The following is a 17,459-nucleotide window of genomic DNA, read 5'->3' on the forward strand; positions in this document are numbered from 1 at the left end:
CCCGCTAAGCGCTATTCCGAAAGGAAAAACGGCCACCTTTATGAGGTGGCCGTTGTGTTTTTAGTGAGAAGTCCCGGAGTGGAGTTCGCGATAGTCGCCGGCAGTCTCGCCTTCGAAAAACGCTGCCGCCGGCTATCTAGTCGTAGCGATGGCCTAATGTCAGATGAAGCGAGGTGGCTTTTTTCTTAATAGCTTGGGTTTGTCGACGACGAAAAATAGCGACGTCTTCCAATCCGATGTCGACAAACCGCGGAATGTGGCGAAGTCGGTGACGGTGGAGTGAGTGAGACGATGGGGGCTGCTGCTGTTGCTGAGTTGCATTAGTTTCGGTTACGGGCCCCTCGATTGGATTTCGGTTACGGGGGCTGGCTAACCGCTGAGCCTTTTGTCGCAAGGCGTAACCAGAGCTATCGTCAAAGGGCCGCGGGAGGCATTTCCAGCGGCCCTTTTTTGCGATTGCCCTAGAAAGCTTGTAAATTGCACCGCGCGAACATGCGCGACTCAGGTCTCGCAACGACCTGAGGCATCAAGACATCCGGGGGTACACCTCCAAGTCAATGGCCAACGCCGTTTTGCTTCGATTGCGCTCGTGCCGCCCACTTCTCATAAGATGGACAATAGATTTCGTAGAGGTGCGCCGGTAGCGGCGCTGCGGGATGCAGACCGCTTTTGGCATGGCTTAGCCATCTCTGCGAAGTGGTCTTTCATCTCTAGGCGGAGCATCGGGTCTCTCTCCGGACGCCAGTTTCCCCTGAAAACCGGAAACTGAAGCACGGACGTCATCTGCACCAAGTCGCCGGCGTCGCCGAGCAGGTCTGCACTCGAGCCCCACCCCAACCACTGATGCACGCCAATGTGGTCGAAAAGCGAAATGACGCGTTGACGTGCCACCCCAGCGAACGCATCCGCGAGATTCGCGCGGCGAAGCACCTCGGTCACAGGAGCGCCTTCGTGCAGCGCGCGGTTCGCCTCGGTCAACGCAACGTCGGCTTGTGCCTTCCAAGGAGTGGTGTCCACGAGCACGAGCTTCGCCGCGGGATTCACACCAACTCGAGCGGCGCGTAATAAACCGCCAGGTCGCCGTTTCGGTGCATACGGAGAGCGGTAGATTGTGGGTCGCCTTGCGGGCTTCGGTAGTCCCGGACGACAGAGTCATACTTCTCGAAAAGCTCGAAATACACTTTTTGGTCCGTATACATTGTTCTATGGTGTGCGGTTATGCGCAATGCATTTCGACGCTCGTATCCGATAGATGGACGCGTCAAATCCGTCGAGTTCGCGAGATATTCGGTACCGGACGGGAAGTGAAACGGAGATGTCGAAGCGGAATGGCGGCCAAGTCGAATATGCTTTGGTCTCGTGTCGACTGTGTTTCGGCCTGCCCGACAGTCGAATATCACATAGATACAATACTGTCGACAACATGCATGGATAGGCGCCGAGGCGATGCCGACGATAGTTTCGGCCCTCCGCACCGGCTTGCACTCCATGATTTTGAAGGTATATCAGGCCACAAAAACATTAGCCGCATAGGACACTATGGCACTCGATTCCTACGACTGGTTGAAAATCGCGGCATCATCGGCTGTTATTGGTTCAGCGACGGGCGCGATAATCAACGGGCTTTTCGCGCGAGGCAAAGACGGGCGTGAGCACGACCGCGAATCGTTCCTGGCTGCCCTGTTAGCAGTTGAAGAGCTCGAGGGCTACGTGCGCAGCTGCGTACAGATGATTTACACCGACAGTGAGGCGCAGCAGGAGGCCGGACGCCGCCATAGCTACGACCCGTTGGAGCCGGTCCGACTCCCCCCGTTCTCCTACTCAACAGAAATCCAGTGGAAGTGGTTGCCGAAAGACGTAGCGGCGCAGCTTCGTGAGTTTCCCAATGCACACCAGGAAACCGTGCACTACATCCGGAACAGTGCCGAATTCGATGACCCCTTCGGCACGTGCGACGCCATAACTCTCGGCTGCGCGCGGCTTGGCGAGCAGGCATGGAAGCTCGCGGCCACAGTCCGACAGTGTTGTGGACTGCCGCCCGCGCAGATGCATCAGCATGGGGAAACTGCACTTCAAACTTTGAGGGAACGCGTTCTGAAGCATGAGAAGCGAGTTCGAGACCTTCAGTCAGCGCCGTCGCTCTGGCCCGTGCCTCCGGGAACAAGCACACAGCAGGCGGAAACAGGCAGTCCGACAAACTGACCCAGGTGCGTTTAATGTTGGCGCCGAGTACCGCAGTGAGCACGCGGCACGCTTGCCATTGTTGCGGGCGCGCGAATACCACTGAAGCAAACTGCACTAACAGGTAGATTTTTCGATTAAGCGCACACATAATCGCCTGAAAGGTCAGACCTGCCTGCGCCAGTGTGCGGCGAATGAACAGAATCGGGGTTCTCCAAGAACGTCTCAATAAGCCCGGTTCCACGGTCAAGGAGACCGCACGAGAACAGTCGTATCTGGACGATACATGTAGATTGGGGGCTTCGTGATACAAACCGATTTCGGAACTTTCGATGGCACAAGCTGGGAGCGCTTGTGCCAGTCGGCGTTCAAATTGAAATACGGACCGTCATATCAGCACATGCCAGCTTCGCCTGGCGACTTTGGAATCGAAGGTTGGACGACGGACGGTCTCGCGTTCCAATGTTACTGTCCGGAACGGCACTACACACAGGAAGAGCTCTACGACAACATCCGCGACAAGATTACGCGCGACGTTGGCAAGCTCAAATCTTATGCGCAACAGATAGCCGAGCGCATCGGCTCCACGAGGATTCGCAACTGGCTGTTTGTGACGCCGACGATAAACGACAACGAGCTCCACAAACACGCCCGGAAGAAGGAAAAGGATGCCCGCAAATGGGAGCTCACCATCCTCACCGAAGACTTCAACATCTCGCTTCTGGACGCCGGCTACTACTCCAGCGAGTTCGAGCAATGTAGGCGCAACGCGGGGACTGCTTTGCAGCTTGGCCCGGCGGTAGACAAGTCGATTGCCTTGCCGGAAGCTCCCGAGGAGTACGACAAGCTCATCGCTCGAAAGAACCGCATGCGCCTCAAATCGAGGCAGGCCAGCCCGACGTTTGAAGCCGAGCTGTCGGAATTCAACAAGCTTGTCCAAGGCAAATTCTTACGCTGCGACCACCACCTCGCCACGATTGAGCGGACGTCACCTCAGGCCTTTGCACAAGTCATTCGTGTCATTGGCCTCTACGCTGACGAGATGCAGGAACTGAAGTATTTCTGGACCGGCGAGCCCAACGAGCTGGTGGAATCGGTCAGAGCTGAACTTGGCACCCGGCTGGAGAAAGAGCTCGGAGGTGTTGTCGGTTTCAGCGAAACGCGCACTCTTGCAGACCTCGTCGTCGCGCGCTGGCTTGCCGTATGTCAGCTTGACTTCTCGGAGCCGGTCCAATAATGGCATACCTCGAGTTCAACGTCCGCCCCTCATCCGTACTTCCTGACCATCGACCGCTCTTCAAGATTACGCAGCTTCTGCTTGTCCTGTTGCTCGCGTCGCGCGGGCGAAAGTCCAGCCTCGTCAGGCTGCAGCTATTCAATTGGGTATTGAAAGACGACGCACGAAGGGAGAAGCTCATTCGTGCCGCCAGGAGCCAGGAAATCGATTTTCCGGCTTGGGGCCTCGACCCGACTGTACAGAAGGCGATGACTCTGGCCGCGGCAGATGGGCTCATCGACGCGACCGCCAAGACGGTGGTGCTGACAGACAAGGGCAATTCATTCTGCCAGCGAGCTTTGGACGAACAGCTGTACGACGAAGACGCCGCCTTCCTGCGCGGACTCAAGACGTCTATAACCGAGAAAATGGTCGACAGTATCGTGGAGAAGTGGGTCTAGTATGCTCATTCGTGGAATTGAAATTCGAATCATCAGCGACGGTGAGACCTTCGGTTTCCGTACACCGTTCAAGGCCGGACTCAACATCATCAAAGGTCGCAACTCATCGGGTAAAAGTACCCTGGTGAACACCTTGATGTACGGTCTCGGGTTTGAAGAACTGGTTGGCGTTAAGGGTGAGCGCGCCCTGACATCGGCCGTGCGGGACAGCTTCCAGTTCGACGGCAAGACGAGAATCATCAGCCAGTCCGCAGTCCTGGTGGAAGTCGAAAACGACTCAGGGAAGGTCATCACGTTCCGGCGCCCTATCCGGAACGAAAGCAAACAGACCAGACTCGTTGAAGCATTTGACGGCGCCTTGGTCACGAAGCCCGACGATGCTGCCGGCGAGCCCACGCCGCTCTTCCTGCACGACCCGGGCGCCGCGCAGTACGAGCGCGGGTTTCTGCGCTACCTCGAAACCTTTCTCGGCATGCAGTTGCCTCGCGTGCAATCCTCGGTGGGCGGGCTCACCCGGCTTTATCCGCAAGTGGTCGCCGCCGCATTGTTCATCGAACAGAAGCGGGGCTGGACCGACTACATAGCGAACATCCCGTTCTACCAAATCCTGGGTGCGCCGACTCGAGTTGTTCAGTACCTATTGGGCCTCGACAATTTCAAGCTCGAGGAGGAGCGAGCGCTCAACGAACAGCTCATCAACCAACTGCAAGCTCGATGGACGGACAATCTCTCCGAGCTGCAGGCTGCTCTGCGCATGGTGGGCGTATCGGCGCAAGGTATTCCCAAAACCCTCCACAGCTCGTTCGAGCCCGGCCACGCGACTCTCTGGGTGAGAATCGAATCGGAAAACGTTGCTGTATCGCAAGCTGTGTCGAATAAGACGGAGCAGTGGCACGCAATTGAGCGCCGCCGCAAAATCGGCCCGGCGTCGGCGACCCAGGACGTTATCGACCTGTTGAATGAGCAAACCGCCAAGCTGGACATGCTCATGGCGCGCTATGAGACGCTGTCGAGTGAAGCCCGACTGCGACAGAACACCCTGGTCGAGTTTCGGCAGCTCCTCCAACAGGCGGAGTCCGACCTTCGCAAGAACAAGACGACTCGGAAGCTGCACGACCTGGGCGCCAGTCTCCAGCTTCAATCTGCCGAAGGAAGGTGCCCAACTTGCGGCGCAAACATCGAGAACACTCTGCTCCCTCACACGGACGGCGTGACACCGATGGATTTGCAGCACAACATCGATTACCTCGAAGCGCAGCTGCGTATGCTCAAGGGGCAGATTGCTGGTTTGGAGAATATAGGCGAGCAATCCGCCGGCCACATCGCAGCGTTGGAGAGCGAGATAGCGCAGCAGCGAACCTATGTCGTAAATCTCAGGAAAAACATCTCGCAGTCGGATGCAACACTCGAAGCCGACGTCAGAAAGCAGATAACTCTCGAGCAAGACATCCGCTCGATGCAGAGTGCGGAGTCCCGGCTGTCGACCTTCCTCGAGCGTGCGGAAGACCTCGTAGACAAGCTTGTCGGCGCTGAGGAGGAGCGTGCGAAATTCCCGAGCGACCTGTACAGCAAGAGAGACCGCATCAAGATTTCGGTTCTCGAAAAGAACTTTCGAGCAAACGCATCGGCGTTCAACTACACGAGCGCCGACATCCCGGAGGTCCAAATCAATGCGGGGACCTTGCTTCCGGCATTGGGTGACATCACGCTGCGTGAAGTTCTGAAGCGCAACGTAAAATCTGAATCATCAGCGAGCGACTTCGTCCGGCTTATCTGGGCATTCTTGCTCGCGGTATATCAAACTTCGGCAACACGGGACTACGCGGGCAATCACCCAAGCGTGTTGATGTTCGACGAGCCGGGTCAGCATTCGATGAGCGAGACGAGCCAGAAGGCGCTTGTGAACCTCATGAGCGGACTGAAGCAGCTGCAGAGCATTCTCGCCGCCTCGTTCGATGAAAGCGTCGCAGTTTTCGACCGCGTGACTGAAGGCAGCCACTTTCACCTTATCGAGTTGCCCGAGAAGTTCATTAGCCCGATGCGGCACAGCGGTGCAATGTAGCCGTACCGAGTGGCGGTGCCGGTGCCAGGGTGGCCTCCGCCGCGCCAGACATCCTCAGCGAGGTGCCGAGGAGCGATGACGCAAACTTGCGCCGGCGTGGCGCCGAAGCGCGATAGTGGGAGCCAATTTAGATGCCTATCGACCTCTTCGCCGACCTGGGGAAGCCTGATAGCGAACTGCATCCGCAGTTCATAACATTGCGAGATGCGCCCGGGTACGCTCCGGCACGCCAACTCATCAGACAGCTTCAGCAAGAGTTCTCCGACCCAGACGGCAATTTCGTCGAGCAGTTTCAGACGTTCGGCCTTGACGCGCGCACCTTCGAGTTCTTCCTTTCGGTGATGCTGAAGGACGCTGGCCACGAGTTGGACAGGAGCTTCGACCGCCCCGATTTCCTCATCACCAAGGATGGCGTGACCGCAGCCGTCGAGGCTGTGACAGCCAACCCGCAGGGGAACGGCGCAATCCAGCCCTATGACGCGGTCCCCGATTTCAGGAAGCTTCAGGAAGCCGCGGAGGAGCTGGAACACACGATTCCCATCCGACTGGGAAGCCCGCTCTTCTCGAAGCTCAAGAAGAAATATTGGGAGCTTCCTCAGGTTGCGGACAAGCCACTGATTTTGGCGATTCAGGATTTCCACACGGCCGGCGCGCTGGCGACCTCCGACGTACCTTTGGTGCGATACCTGTACGGCCTCGGTCAAACTTGGCGGCACGACGAAGAAGGAAATCTTGTCATCGAAGGCCACCAACTCGAAGAGCACCAGCACGGCGACAAGCGCATACCGTCTGGCTTTTTCCGGCAGCCCGATGCGGAGCACATATCGGCCGTTTTGTTTTGCAACACGGGAACCATCCCCAAGTTCAACCGCATGGGTCATCAAGGCGCGTTCATGGCGAAGGGCGTTCGGATGCTTCGATGGGGCTCCTGCTACCGGCACGACCCCAACGCAGCAGCTCCGCGTCCATTCGTCTACGAGGTGGGCGATAAAGATTTGGCTCTTGAAACCTGGCGGCAGGGGACCGTCCTGATTCGCAACCCTGATGCTCTCCATCCTCTACCCGAGAACTGGTTCGGCGCGGCGCTCGAGCACAGGCTGGTAGATGGTGAAGTGAGGACCATGCCTTCTGAGCCTTTCTTACCGTTCTTTTCGACCACGAACATACTGATGAACAAATCGCGCGGTGACGTGAGAAAAATGGCGGAAGGAATTTATCGTTCGCTCACCGCTGTGCTACCGCCGTGAGCATCTGCCGAAAGGTCATGACGTGCGCGTCCAACACGGTGGCAATTGCAATGGGGATGGACCCTGCTATCCGTGCGAGTCGACCCAAGCGCGCGCCCACGACAGACCGGCATCCTGCGCTTCTTCCTCGCTATCGAAAACGCCAAGAATTCCCGAGGCTTCTACGAATTTCCGCTCGCGAGTAATGGTTCCGCTCGCCGCATACCGCTCGGGCGCCAGAACCTCCTCTTGCTGCTCGATGGCGTGGCCCCATAGCACGTAACCTTTATAGGTAGCCTGCTGCATCGTCGTCGTGTTCCTATCGAGGTGTTTCGACCGGTTTAGCGCGAAACATGGTCGAAATGAATCGTTTCGCTTCTTCGCGGCTCACGTGCTCGAACGGCGCGGCATGGTGAGCGTATAGAAATTGTGTGCCTTCGCGGTCGGTCAGCTTCACCGTCAGCCGGAACAGCGAGCCGGCCGGATACTGTCTCCGCATGGACCGGCTGCACTCGACTTTGAGCTTTGGGTCGACCCCTTGCCCAGGAAGCGGCCTCACGCGCAAGCCGGCGGACGAAGGCTCGCCAGTGGGCACATACGTCTCAACGATGATTTCCATTCAATGGCTCCATCAGGTAAGCGCCTCTCGGCGCGCGGCCGGCGCGATGTTCGACGGGAACGCAACTCCGGATTCCATGCAATGACCGATGTCCTCGCTGCCTTGGCGGCTGCTATTTTTGCAGAAACAATGCATGCTTTTGCGAAGGCCTCGATTGAGGCGATGAGCAAGTGCGAAACCAGGAGGCATCTTTCATGGTCGATTCGAGCATCAAGCTCCCGGCAGTTTCCTTCGAGACGGTAAGGACGCTGATTCCAGCTGTTCTGCACGAAGTCAAATCGTACAACCTTCCACACGTGTGCACGCAGCTGGGTATTCAGACGTCCGTTGGACCCGGCGACGAAACAGAGGCGCACGCCAGCAAAAGGTCATACGTCAGCACGAGAATCGCCGATTTGAGCGAAGACGCGCTTGTCGAGCTCGCGCGCAAGGTGCTCCTCAAATATCCGGATGAGAGCTTGATGGAAGCGCTCGTCGAGTTGACGCTGCATAGTCAGCACCGCGTGAGCAAGCTTGTTCGCGGCGACGTCCTCAAAGTTCTGAATCGGTTTGATACGCTGTTCGGGGATGCTCCGGTCTTGGAAAGCCTGGCGGAAGTTTTTGGCGCTGCGGCGCTACGCGATGGTGGGTCGTTGTGGCTGGATAACTCAAGCTTGGAGGCTCAGATAGACCAGCACTATCTTCGCAACCCTGATTGGACCAGTGAGGAGATGCTCATTGAATGCGGCGCGTTGACGTGCTCTCAGTTTCGCTTCTTCGCTTTACTCGAAAAACTTGTCCATCCGATGACCCGGCGCGATGCCGAACAGGCTGAGCTCGCCAGCGCCATCAGCGACGCGTTGAAACGAGATGGTTTCACTCTGAAGCAAACTGCCGTGGAGTCGGGATATGCGATTTACGGCGTCGTCCGCATTCAGGCTGGCGTCGCCGGGACGATGAAGAATCTGATTTTCGCGTCGACAGGTGAGAAGCCGGAGCTCGTGTTTCGCGACGCTCTGAACAATGACGTCGAAATCACGAAGCATGCGGACAAGGTGCTCGTCTACGACCAGCCGCTTCCCAGCTCGGGGATGCTCTTATGGAGCGACCTTCGCGACTGGTACGCTGAGATTCATGGTGTAGATGAAACCGAAGGCTCGAGGATTTTGTACACGCGTTTGCGCGATTCCGTCATCGGCACCAACTCGGCCGGCGAGTACGCAATTTTTCACGGCTACTACAAACGCTTCAACAAACTTCTCGACGAGCGACTGCCGGCTCTTATTCCGCAGGTCTATCTCCACTACGACCCGTACACGCGCCGTCAGCGGGGCGATGAGAAATTCTTGGCGCGGCAGCGCATGGACTTCCTTCTCATGCTTGAGCAAGGCGTCCGCATTGTTATTGAGATAGATGGGCGCCATCACTACGCGGTGAAAGACCAGCGCGCTCCCGAGCGCTACATCGCGAACGCAGAACTCTACGCCGAGATGGCAATGGAAGACCGGCGGCTTCGATTGATGGGCTACGAGGTATATCGCTTCGGCGGATACGAATTCCGTGACGTGGCCCTTGGAGAGAAACTGCAGGTCGGTTCTGAGGCGCAGCGCCGCGTTGCCGAGTTTTTCGACCGACTGCTCGCCCGGCACGGAATCCGATAAGTGGCGTGCATGGAACGGCTACCGATGCTACTGGCGCTCGCGAGGCGAGCCCGAGCGAACCTTCCAGCAGCGGATAAATCTAGTCCCGGGTCAGGATTCGTAATCTGGGCCAACCTCTCCGAAGTCAACCTCGATTGTCTTCGGGACGACTTCGATTTGGACGAGTTCCGGCTCGTCGACAGCCGATTGACGCGATTGTTGTACGTGTAGCTCTCGTCGTCCGTTGCGACCAGACAGGCGGCGGCACTGAACTGAAGGTCCTGCATTGCGATCAGCCTCAGATGCCCGTCGAGCAGCACGTGGTTGCCGGACGCCTGGTCGACTGGCGTTACCGACAGCGGTTCGATCAGGCCGACTTCTTCAATGGAACTCCGGATCTGCTTGAACTTGCGCGATGCAATCATGCCGGCGGGTGTGCGCCGCGATGGCAAGATGCTCGCAATCGGAACGGTCAGGGGTTCAGGAATGAATCCGAGTGCGACGCCTGTCATGCTGTACCCCTGCTTGGCCAGACCCGTTCCGCCAAATATTTCGGCAACGTCGCGAGCCCTTCAGCGCGCAGGAGGTTGACGAAATTCTCGTCGGCAAATAGCTGCCTGAGTGCGCCGACAACGAACAGCAAACGCTGCTGCGTGAACTCGGCCTTTCTCACCATGGCCTTCTGTCGCTCGACTTCGTGCTGATACGTTCGAACTAGGCTGGACGTGGTCACATCGGACACTTTGCGTGTCATGTTTCGATTCGCGGTGCGCCCAAGTGTCTTTCGCCGCTCGATGAGCCGCCGAGCGTCCATTAACTGCCGGCCGCGCAGTTTGCCCGACTCATAGGCCTCCTGGAGGGCTGCCTGAACGGCTTCATCATTGTCACCAGCGCCGACGATCGAGAGCGCAGCATTCAACGGGATTCGGCCTTTCTCCACTGCGATAACGAGCCGCTCTTCCCCTTGATGCAACAGCGTTAGGATCCCCTGAACGTACTGCTGCGTCAGCCCCGTCTTCTCAGCGATCGCCTTCGGCGCGTAGCCGCGCTCCTGCAGTTCGCGGATGCCGGCGAGTAACTCGAGCGGCCGGCACTGCCGGCGCGCGATGTTCTCCGTCAAACTCATGATGAACGCATCTTCGTCGCTTACGCTCACCACCAGTGCCGGTATTGTCGTTTCACCGAGGGATCGGAAGGCCTTCAGCCGTCCCTCACCACACACGAGGAGGAACTTCTCGATGCCACTAGCGGTGGCCCGTGGCGTGACCAGAATCGGCTTCTTCAGGCCAATCGTCTTGATGTTGCTGACGATCTCCTCGAACACGCGGCCGTTGCGTTCGCCCGGGTTGATCACTTCGATCTGGTCGATGGGGATCATCCGAACCTCACCAGCCTGCTCTCGCTGAGTCATGCTGCTCTCCTCAGCCGCGCACGCTGCGCCATACCGTATAGGTAGTCCAGCGTGTCGAAGCGATAGCTCTCGAACTCGATCGGATTTTGATCTGCGAGCTGGATGCGGGGTTAACCGAAATCGAGCCTCGGCAAAAGGTAGTAGTCGAGCGCTGTCGTGTTGCTCCGATCCAGTCTGACCGCCACGGTGATGTCCGGCAGCAGACTCGTGTCGAACCGCACCTTCCAGTGGTTATGACCACTGTCGTGCGCCTGGCACCGCGACAGCACGATGCAGGCGGTGAACTCCCGATTCACGGTCAGCAGATCTGTCGCGGGATCGCGCGATACGCTACCGCCGAGATCCGCGATTTTCTTCTCCGTCTCGGTAACGATCTCGGGATGCAGTTGCCGGAGGAAGCGATTCGTTTCGATATAACGGTAGTCGCGCCCGGGCGTAAAACCAACCGTCTGGTACGCACGGATCAAACTGCCGAAGCGATATACATGAACCGAGGTGGACGGCATGCCTTCCGTTTCGTCGATCACGACGCCCGACAAGAAGCCTCGGCTTCGATACAGGTTGCGCAGGCGTTCGATGAGCTCCTCATCCGAATAGCGCCGGGCACGCGCCCGCATGATGCCCTGCGCCGTATAGAACGTCTCGCTCGGTACGATGGATTCGAACGCACCCTCCTTGCGTATCCACATCTCCGGCGGATTGGTGACCCGCGATTTCTTCAGCTTGAACGACACGCGGTTGTAGACGTTGTTGCCGATGTACTTCTCGTTGGTCAGCACCTCCCGAATCGTTGCTCGAGTCCAGGGTCGTCCGAGGTCCGTCTGAACGTTCATGCCGTTCAAGCGAGCGGCGATCTCGTACTCGTTCAGTGATTCGTCGATGAACCAGTTGTAGATGAGGTTGACGGTCCGAACCTCACTGTCCGGGCCGAGCATCAGGATGACGCGATCCGTCTGCAGGCATTTGTGTTCGCCGCGTTGCAGTTCCCCCTTCATGAGGCCATGCTGGTCGACCAGGATTCGGCGCAATCCGTAACCCGCTGGCCCGCCTTGCCGGAAACCCAGCTCAATCAACCGGCACTGGCCAGCGAAGACCTTCGCCGACAGTTCGCGGCTGTACTCGCCGGCCATCGCCCGCTTGACGCCTTTGACGATCGTCGAAACCGGCGAGCCATCGTTCTCGAACTGCTCAGCGCAGTAGGCAACGTGAATGCCGGCGCGCCGGCAGATGTACTCGTAGTAGGCGCTCTCGTCCGCATCCTGGAATCGTCCCCAACGGCTCACGTCGTAGACGAGAATCACCTGGAAATCGGCCTTGCCGCTTTCCACGTCCTGGATCAGCTGCTGCAGCGCTTGGCGCCCATCGATGCGCAAGCCGCTCTTACCCTCGTCGGCGTAGGTCCGCACGATCTCGAGACCGCGACGCGCTGCGTAGTCGCGAATGCGATCACGCTGGTTCTCCGTCGAGTACTGCTGGTGCTCGGTCGACATCCGGACGTATTCGGCGGCCCGCATCCTGCAAGCCTGCTCGACAACGGATTCGCATGTGCAATCGACGTCCACGATCCAACTCCCGCCAGCAACGCTCCTCGCTGCGTGCAACGACGGCTAAAGCGAGCGAGTACACAGGCAAGGTAGCAGGCGATAGACCATTGTCGTACACGTCATCTCTTTGCAATCACGCCGGCACGGGCTTCGGCTCAGACAGCACGGCGATGTGCACCGTCCACGCGTTCATTTTTGCAACGCTGGCTTCAACCGCGTCGCGCAGGATGTAGAACCCGGATGCGAGCGGCCGGCAGGCCGGCCACACATCCATGTTTGCAACGGGACTAGCGATGCGCCGCGCATTTCGTCGCCTCTGCATCGCGCAATTGCGATCGCGATAGGCCGGGTGCGTCTCGCGGTACTGTCGCCAGTAGCCGGGGTGCCGGGCCCGCCAACTGGCCTGCGCGCGAATCTGGTTCTCGCGGTAGTCGGGATCGGCTCGCAGACGCTCGTGCTGCCATGCACGCCTGCGGGCGAGCTGGCACGCCTTGGCCGAGCAGAAGCGTTGATGCGGGACGTGTAAGAGCGGAGTGAAGAGAGCGCCGCACGCAGCGCAGATCCGATCCGATTTCATGGCCATGCTCCACAGGGAAATCGCAGTGGGGTCGGCCGTGTTCGGGGCCGGGGTCAATCGAAGCCTGCTCACGGGACGCGGCGTCCCACCCTCGCTGATTTTCCGGCTCCTGGAGCCGCTGCTGAGATTTTTCTAGGCCTGGACCTTCCGACGGTCGTACGAGCCGCTCAGTGAACTCATGGATGATTAGGGTCGCACCCAAACGCTACTACTTTGGCGCCAAAGTAGGCCAATCGCATCAACTCCGTCACACCCGACAAGACACTTGTGGCGCGGCTTCACGTAAGTCTTTGATTTTTTGTATGCAGCGTCTCATCAACTAAGGCGCCCTACGGTAGCCGTCGCGCTGTCTGTTAGCGCCGACGCGTTGCTGTTTGACGAGGACGAATATGGACCGGACGAGGATTTTCGCTTGCTGTTCAACGGACTACGCATCTTGACGGATCAAGAAAAAAACGTCGTCAAATCGGTCCTTGAAGCAATACTTCTCAAGCATCGAACATCGGCGTGCAAACCGGTTATCACGGTGACCGAGAAAATCGCGTCGATCGATATAACAGCACCAGGAAAGGGTGGGGAAGGGTAACCAGTAATAGCGCGGGCCGCATGGGCTGCCACCCACACGACCCGCTGACCACAACCAACTCAGTACAGGAGTTGATCATGGCTGACGCCAATCATAAAGCACCCAAGCTTGTCACGGAAAGATTCGTCACGATTCAGCAATCGATACGTCATCAACCATTCCGGCCTCAAACGACGTACCGACTCAAGGAGCCTACGTTTTATCCGTGGCTCAAGTTAGCCGGACGATGGATCGAAGAAGCTGGATTCCGGCCTGGTCAACGTGTGCGAATTGCTGTTGGACAACGAAGGCTTGTTATTTCAGCAGAGTGAGGGGACTTACGTGTGTAGCGATGATCACGCCATGGCTTTCGTGTCCGTCCCGACTATCGGCCAGTGAACGCCTTCGGCAATCGTAAAACTTGATCGCAGAGCGGGCCTCGTCATTGCGACCCGCCTCCCCCTCGCTCGATTGCTAAGGCGTTGCCGGAAACGAGGTTCGCGCTGTCAATCGAGATCGCCGCATCCCGTCACACTCACCTCCCCGCCATCGCCCTCAACACCCCATCCCGCCGAATCACCCCGTGATAAAGCGCAGCGGCGAAATGCACGAGAAAGGTCGCGAAGAACAGATAAGCCAACCACCGATGCGCATGCCGCAGCCACGCAAACCAAACCGGATCGGCAGGCGCGATCGGCGGCAATTGCGCGCCGCCGCCGAGCGTCACCGGATACCCGCCCGCGGACAGCATCGCCCACCCGACCAACGGCATCGCGATCATCAGCGCATAAAGCACGAGATGCGATCCATGTGCCGCGAATTTCTGCCACCCCGGCATATCCGAAGGCAACGCCGGCGGCCGCGAGCTCAACCGCACCACAACCCGCACGCAAGCCAACACCAGCACCGCCACCCCAAGCGGCTTATGAATCGCAATCAGCACCGCATGCCGCTCCGACACCAACGCGACCATCCCCGCGCCGATAAAAAACATCGAGACGATTATCGCCGCCATCACCCAATGCAGCAGCCGCGCGAGGGGACTGAACGTGGTCTTCATCATCGTTTCTCCGAAAGCGGATGCGCGGCGCCGGGAATGCCCGCCTCTTCGCTCGTGCGGCGCAGATACGAATCCGCATACGCCGCCGAGCGCGCGGCGAGCAGCGGGTCGCCCGACGGGCGGATGCCGTCGGGCAGGATCGTCGGATCGTAATTGACGTCGCGGCACGGTCCGCTGTCCTGCGGCTCCACGCGGTCGAGCACGAGCAGTGTCGGCGAAGCGGCCGTCGCGCATGCGCTCGACGAGCAGATCTGACTGGCGGTGCACGAAGAACGAGCGGGTTTCGTTCGAGCCCGAACGCGAATATGCGGCGCGCTTGTTCGTCACCGCTTTGTCGGCCGGCGAATCCGGTCGGCGCGTCGGAAGGAAAGGAGGAAATCGCGCGCCATGAAGGCCGCTTACGAAACAACCGCAACCGCATCGGCACGGCGCGACGCGCATCGAGCGCAAAAAAGCCCCACGCGCGCCGCCCGCCGCCGCGCATCACGCAACGATCATTCGCACATCAGCTTCAGCGTCTTCTGCCCGTCGATCCGGTAATCGCAGCGATTCACCCGGTCGGCGAGCTTGACGTCCGTCGTCCGGCCATCCGCGTATTTGCAGCGGACCGTCACGTAACGACCGGCGTCGTACACATACCCGAGCTGCCAGTTGCCTTTGCGCTCGCCGCCCTCGTCGGGAACCAGCGTCGCCATCTCGCTCGGCGCGCCGTCGAATACGTCGACGTAACGCAGCGGGCTTTCCGCCCGCGCCGGGCACACTTCCGCCGCCGTGCCGGATGCGCTCGCGCAACCATAGAACGACATCGCCAGCAACACGCCGGCCGCTTTACTCCACGACATGGAAATTGTCCCCATTGTTCGACCGGCCGTGCGCGCCCCAGCGCAACAGCCGTTGCTTGACCGGTTGCGGGCTGGGCGGCGTCACGAACTGGTCGTAGACCAGGATGCCCGCCACCGACTGGCTCACGTAAATCGCCGCGTGGCCTTCGTATTTGCCAGCGGCATTGAACGTCGCGATCACGGTCCCCGGCACGATCGACGCGCTGTCCTTGACTTGCGCTCCCTTGCGCCATTGCACGGTCATCGGCAGCGTCGGGCATACGCGCTTCACGTACGACACGCACTGGCCGCACAGGTCGCGGCCCGACGTGTTGCGCCCGGACGGCGCGGTGTCGAACGGCCCCAGGTTGGACGTCGGCGCGCATGTCCATTTGCCGACGGGCGCGTTCGGGTTGTTCAGGTAGTGGGTCGAGACATAAGGCATGGTTTCCTCGGAGTGGAATGGAATTCGAATTATTACAACCAGCCAAGCGGACCGGATTGTCAGGCAGATGCCGAAAACTATCAACTGCCGCGACAATTGGACAAACTTCTTGCATCGCTGTGCAATTCGCACCGTGCGTCGGTCGATCATGACAGCGCGCATCGCGTGAGGCACGCGCCGCGCCGTCGGTTTGGAGATCGCGGAATCGACGCGATCGACTCGATCGACTCGACCGCACGCACGCCGCCGATCGCTCGCCGGGCGCGCTTGCCCGCATCGTGGAATAGACCGACACGCCGATTCGTTTACCTGTCGACCATCCCCTTGCGCGGAGCGACGCTTCGCGAAATGCGCTCGCAAACATCGATAACGACAGGCAGGACGACGCCGGCCGACACGCCTGGCGCCGAATTTCCGGGGTGTCCATTCAGAGCCCTATCATGAACAAGCTGATCCGTTGCGGAGCTGCGCTGATTTGCGCAGGTTTATCCGCGTCCGCATGCGCGCAAACCTATGACGGCTCGACCGCGCCGATCGACACGTCCGACTGCCTGGCAGTCACCGGGCAGGCGGACATCGACGGCGCGATGCAGCAGGTCGTCGGACGCGCGTGCCTGCAAAGCGACGGAACATGGCGGCTCGTCCAGAACGAGGACGGCAGCGTGCTGTGGTATCCCGTCGCCGCGTACCCGTATCCCGATCCGTGGTACTGGGGCACGCCGTTCTTCGTCGGCGCGGACACGACCTTCTTCTTCGTCGACCGCTTCCACCACTTCCACCACTTCCATCGGTTCCATCACTTTCATCCGATGACGCCAAGCCACATCGGCCCGCCGATGGGCGGCGGCTTTCATCATGGGACGTCGCACGGCGGCGGCATGAGCAGATCCGGCGCAATGCTGCGGCACTAGCGCGCCAAACGAACGAAACTACGCGCGTGCAATCTCCCGCCGCGGGCATCGTCCAGCGAGGCGAAACGATCGCGTTTCGTTTCCCGCGCCGGAACGTGACGAGCGCACGTGACATCTATGTCCTCACGGCGCGCGGAAGCGATCGTCGCATCCGGTTTCGTTTCCGCGAGCCGCCTGTCCGTCATTTGGGAGAACTCGTATGAAGATCATCACGAGAGGATGGCTCGCCGCGCTGGCGCTCGCGAGCGGCGCCGTCTGGGCGCAGGGCGCGGGACCGACCGATCCGCAGATCGCGGCGATCGTCGCGACGGCCAATCAGGTCGACATCGATGCCGGCAAGCTCGCCGAATCGCGATCCATGTCGAAAGACGTGAAGGCGTTCGCGCAACGCATGGTCGCCGACCACGGCAGCGTCAATCAGGCCGCCGCCGATCTGCTGCACAAACTGAACGTCGCGCCGGAAGACAACGCGACGAGCCGCAGCCTCAAGCAAGGCGGCGAAGAGAACCTCGCGAATCTGAAGAAGCTGCACGGCGCGGCGTTCGACAGCGCGTACATCGCCCATGAAGTGGCCTACCATGAAACGGTACTCGACGCGCTCGACAAGACACTGATCCCGAACGCGAAGAACGACGAGCTGAAGGCGCTGCTCGTCAAGGCGCGGCCGGTGTTCGTCGCGCATCTGGATCACGCGAAGCACTTGCAGGCGTCGCTGGGAAAGCGCGGTGGCTGACTGTCGGC

17 protein-coding genes and 3 pseudogenes are annotated in these 17,459 nt (G+C 59.4%); 9 read left to right on the top strand and 11 right to left on the bottom strand.

Annotated features, from left to right (window positions below; translation table 11 throughout):
- Window positions 1–603 precede the first annotated feature (603 nt).
- On the bottom strand, window positions 604–1,044 hold the full coding sequence (locus tag WS62_RS10965; protein WP_066570859.1) for a hypothetical protein: 441 nt from the start codon (window positions 1,042–1,044) through the stop codon (window positions 604–606).
- Window positions 1,045–1,539: 495 nt separating this feature from the next.
- On the opposite strand from WS62_RS10965, the gene WS62_RS10970 reads away from it, so the two are divergent.
- The 5 genes from WS62_RS10970 (at window position 1,540) to WS62_RS10990 (ending at window position 7,167) form a co-directional block, all read left to right on the top strand.
- On the top strand, window positions 1,540–2,202 hold the full coding sequence (locus WS62_RS10970) for a hypothetical protein (RefSeq protein WP_066570860.1): 663 nt from the start codon (window positions 1,540–1,542) through the stop codon (window positions 2,200–2,202).
- A 283-nt stretch (window positions 2,203–2,485) separates the two neighbouring features.
- Window positions 2,486–3,418, top strand: coding sequence for a hypothetical protein (locus tag WS62_RS10975; protein ID WP_156440949.1), 933 nt, complete (start codon window positions 2,486–2,488; stop codon window positions 3,416–3,418).
- Window positions 3,418–3,858 carry a hypothetical protein gene (locus tag WS62_RS10980; protein WP_066570862.1) on the top strand — a complete coding sequence of 147 codons (441 nt, stop codon included), beginning with the start codon at window positions 3,418–3,420 and terminating at the stop codon, window positions 3,856–3,858. The genes WS62_RS10975 and WS62_RS10980 overlap by 1 nt, the downstream gene beginning before the upstream one ends.
- Before the next feature lies 1 nt (window position 3,859).
- On the top strand, window positions 3,860–5,920 hold the full coding sequence (locus WS62_RS10985) for an ATP-binding protein (protein WP_066570863.1): 2,061 nt from the start codon (window positions 3,860–3,862) through the stop codon (window positions 5,918–5,920).
- A gap of 131 nt (window positions 5,921–6,051) precedes the next feature.
- Window positions 6,052–7,167, top strand: coding sequence for a hypothetical protein (locus tag WS62_RS10990; protein ID WP_066570864.1), 1,116 nt, complete (start codon window positions 6,052–6,054; stop codon window positions 7,165–7,167).
- A 66-nt stretch (window positions 7,168–7,233) separates the two neighbouring features.
- Here WS62_RS10990 and WS62_RS10995 read toward each other — a convergent pair whose 3' ends face one another.
- Together WS62_RS10995 and WS62_RS36255 are read right to left on the bottom strand one after the other, a co-directional pair.
- Complete coding sequence (locus WS62_RS10995; RefSeq protein ID WP_066570865.1) at window positions 7,234–7,452, bottom strand: hypothetical protein; 219 nt, start codon at window positions 7,450–7,452, stop codon at window positions 7,234–7,236.
- A gap of 13 nt (window positions 7,453–7,465) precedes the next feature.
- Window positions 7,466–7,765: a hypothetical protein gene (locus WS62_RS36255; protein WP_156440950.1), complete on the bottom strand. Its 300-nt coding sequence runs from the start codon at window positions 7,763–7,765 to the stop codon at window positions 7,466–7,468.
- Window positions 7,766–7,959: 194 nt separating this feature from the next.
- On the opposite strand from WS62_RS36255, the gene WS62_RS11000 reads away from it, so the two are divergent.
- On the top strand, window positions 7,960–9,405 hold the full coding sequence (locus WS62_RS11000) for a hypothetical protein (RefSeq protein WP_156440951.1): 1,446 nt from the start codon (window positions 7,960–7,962) through the stop codon (window positions 9,403–9,405).
- Between the two features lie 169 nt (window positions 9,406–9,574).
- Here the strand turns inward: WS62_RS11000 and WS62_RS33280 are convergent.
- From WS62_RS33280 to WS62_RS11020, 4 genes and pseudogenes are all read right to left on the bottom strand, one after another.
- Window positions 9,575–9,896: pseudogene (locus tag WS62_RS33280) on the bottom strand (plasmid partitioning protein RepB C-terminal domain-containing protein); the annotation flags it as partial.
- Window positions 9,893–10,795, bottom strand: coding sequence for a plasmid partitioning protein RepB C-terminal domain-containing protein (locus WS62_RS11010; protein WP_066570868.1), 903 nt, complete (start codon window positions 10,793–10,795; stop codon window positions 9,893–9,895). The pseudogene WS62_RS33280 and the gene WS62_RS11010, both read right to left, overlap by 4 nt.
- Window positions 10,792–12,309: pseudogene (locus tag WS62_RS11015) on the bottom strand (recombinase family protein). Before WS62_RS11015 ends, WS62_RS11010 begins: the two are co-directional and overlap by 4 nt.
- A gap of 163 nt (window positions 12,310–12,472) precedes the next feature.
- Entirely contained in the window at window positions 12,473–12,916 is a 444-nt protein-coding gene (locus WS62_RS11020; RefSeq protein ID WP_066570956.1) for a hypothetical protein, read from the bottom strand.
- A gap of 663 nt (window positions 12,917–13,579) precedes the next feature.
- Between WS62_RS11020 and WS62_RS33290 the strand changes: the two genes are divergently transcribed.
- Window positions 13,580–13,813 (top strand): SymE family type I addiction module toxin, encoded by a 234-nt coding sequence (locus WS62_RS33290; RefSeq protein WP_082720872.1) that lies wholly within the window; start codon window positions 13,580–13,582, stop codon window positions 13,811–13,813.
- Between the two features lie 203 nt (window positions 13,814–14,016).
- Here the strand turns inward: WS62_RS33290 and WS62_RS11025 are convergent, their stop codons facing one another.
- From WS62_RS11025 to WS62_RS11040, 4 genes and pseudogenes are all read right to left on the bottom strand, one after another.
- A complete protein-coding gene (locus WS62_RS11025) occupies window positions 14,017–14,544 on the bottom strand; it encodes a cytochrome b (protein ID WP_066570869.1) in 528 nt (175 codons plus the stop codon).
- A pseudogene (locus tag WS62_RS11030) lies at window positions 14,541–14,747 on the bottom strand (catalase); the annotation flags it as partial. The pseudogene WS62_RS11030 and the gene WS62_RS11025, both read right to left, overlap by 4 nt.
- 288 nt (window positions 14,748–15,035) lie before the next feature.
- The gene (locus WS62_RS11035) at window positions 15,036–15,383 is read right to left on the bottom strand and encodes an STY0301 family protein (protein ID WP_066570871.1); all 348 of its coding nucleotides are present in this window, start codon (window positions 15,381–15,383) and stop codon (window positions 15,036–15,038) included.
- Complete coding sequence (locus WS62_RS11040; RefSeq protein ID WP_066570872.1) at window positions 15,370–15,807, bottom strand: BPSL0067 family protein; 438 nt, start codon at window positions 15,805–15,807, stop codon at window positions 15,370–15,372. The genes WS62_RS11035 and WS62_RS11040 overlap by 14 nt, the downstream gene beginning before the upstream one ends.
- A 440-nt stretch (window positions 15,808–16,247) precedes the next feature.
- Here WS62_RS11040 and WS62_RS11045 point away from each other — a divergent pair, with 440 nt between their 5' ends.
- Both WS62_RS11045 and WS62_RS11050 read left to right on the top strand, forming a co-directional pair.
- Window positions 16,248–16,718 (top strand): hypothetical protein, encoded by a 471-nt coding sequence (locus tag WS62_RS11045; RefSeq protein WP_066570873.1) that lies wholly within the window; start codon window positions 16,248–16,250, stop codon window positions 16,716–16,718.
- A 199-nt stretch (window positions 16,719–16,917) separates the two neighbouring features.
- A complete protein-coding gene (locus tag WS62_RS11050) occupies window positions 16,918–17,451 on the top strand; it encodes a DUF4142 domain-containing protein (protein ID WP_066570874.1) in 534 nt (177 codons plus the stop codon).
- The last annotated feature ends 8 nt before the right edge of the window (window positions 17,452–17,459 follow it).

It is taken from the genome of Burkholderia sp. ABCPW 14 (assembly GCF_001523835.1).
GTDB classification, from domain to species: Bacteria; Pseudomonadota; Gammaproteobacteria; order Burkholderiales; family Burkholderiaceae; genus Burkholderia; species Burkholderia mayonis.

Bases quoted from the DNA above. Each gene is read 5' to 3' on its own strand.
- WS62_RS10970 (WP_066570860.1), top strand. From the start codon at position 1,540: ATGGCACTCGATTCCTACGACTGGTTGAAAATCGCGGCATCATCGGCT.
- WS62_RS10980 (WP_066570862.1), top strand. From the start codon at position 3,418: ATGGCATACCTCGAGTTCAACGTCCGCCCCTCATCCGTACTTCCTGAC.
- WS62_RS10985 (WP_066570863.1), top strand. From the start codon at position 3,860: ATGCTCATTCGTGGAATTGAAATTCGAATCATCAGCGACGGTGAGACC.
- WS62_RS10990 (WP_066570864.1), top strand. From the start codon at position 6,052: ATGCCTATCGACCTCTTCGCCGACCTGGGGAAGCCTGATAGCGAACTG.
- WS62_RS10995 (WP_066570865.1), bottom strand. From the start codon at position 7,452: ATGCAGCAGGCTACCTATAAAGGTTACGTGCTATGGGGCCACGCCATC.
- WS62_RS36255 (WP_156440950.1), bottom strand. From the start codon at position 7,765: ATGGAAATCATCGTTGAGACGTATGTGCCCACTGGCGAGCCTTCGTCC.
- WS62_RS11000 (WP_156440951.1), top strand. From the start codon at position 7,960: ATGGTCGATTCGAGCATCAAGCTCCCGGCAGTTTCCTTCGAGACGGTA.
- WS62_RS11010 (WP_066570868.1), bottom strand. From the start codon at position 10,795: ATGACTCAGCGAGAGCAGGCTGGTGAGGTTCGGATGATCCCCATCGAC.
- WS62_RS11020 (WP_066570956.1), bottom strand. From the start codon at position 12,916: ATGAAATCGGATCGGATCTGCGCTGCGTGCGGCGCTCTCTTCACTCCG.
- WS62_RS33290 (WP_082720872.1), top strand. From the start codon at position 13,580: ATGGCTGACGCCAATCATAAAGCACCCAAGCTTGTCACGGAAAGATTC.
- WS62_RS11025 (WP_066570869.1), bottom strand. From the start codon at position 14,544: ATGATGAAGACCACGTTCAGTCCCCTCGCGCGGCTGCTGCATTGGGTG.
- WS62_RS11035 (WP_066570871.1), bottom strand. From the start codon at position 15,383: ATGTCGTGGAGTAAAGCGGCCGGCGTGTTGCTGGCGATGTCGTTCTAT.
- WS62_RS11040 (WP_066570872.1), bottom strand. From the start codon at position 15,807: ATGCCTTATGTCTCGACCCACTACCTGAACAACCCGAACGCGCCCGTC.
- WS62_RS11045 (WP_066570873.1), top strand. From the start codon at position 16,248: ATGAACAAGCTGATCCGTTGCGGAGCTGCGCTGATTTGCGCAGGTTTA.
- WS62_RS11050 (WP_066570874.1), top strand. From the start codon at position 16,918: ATGAAGATCATCACGAGAGGATGGCTCGCCGCGCTGGCGCTCGCGAGC.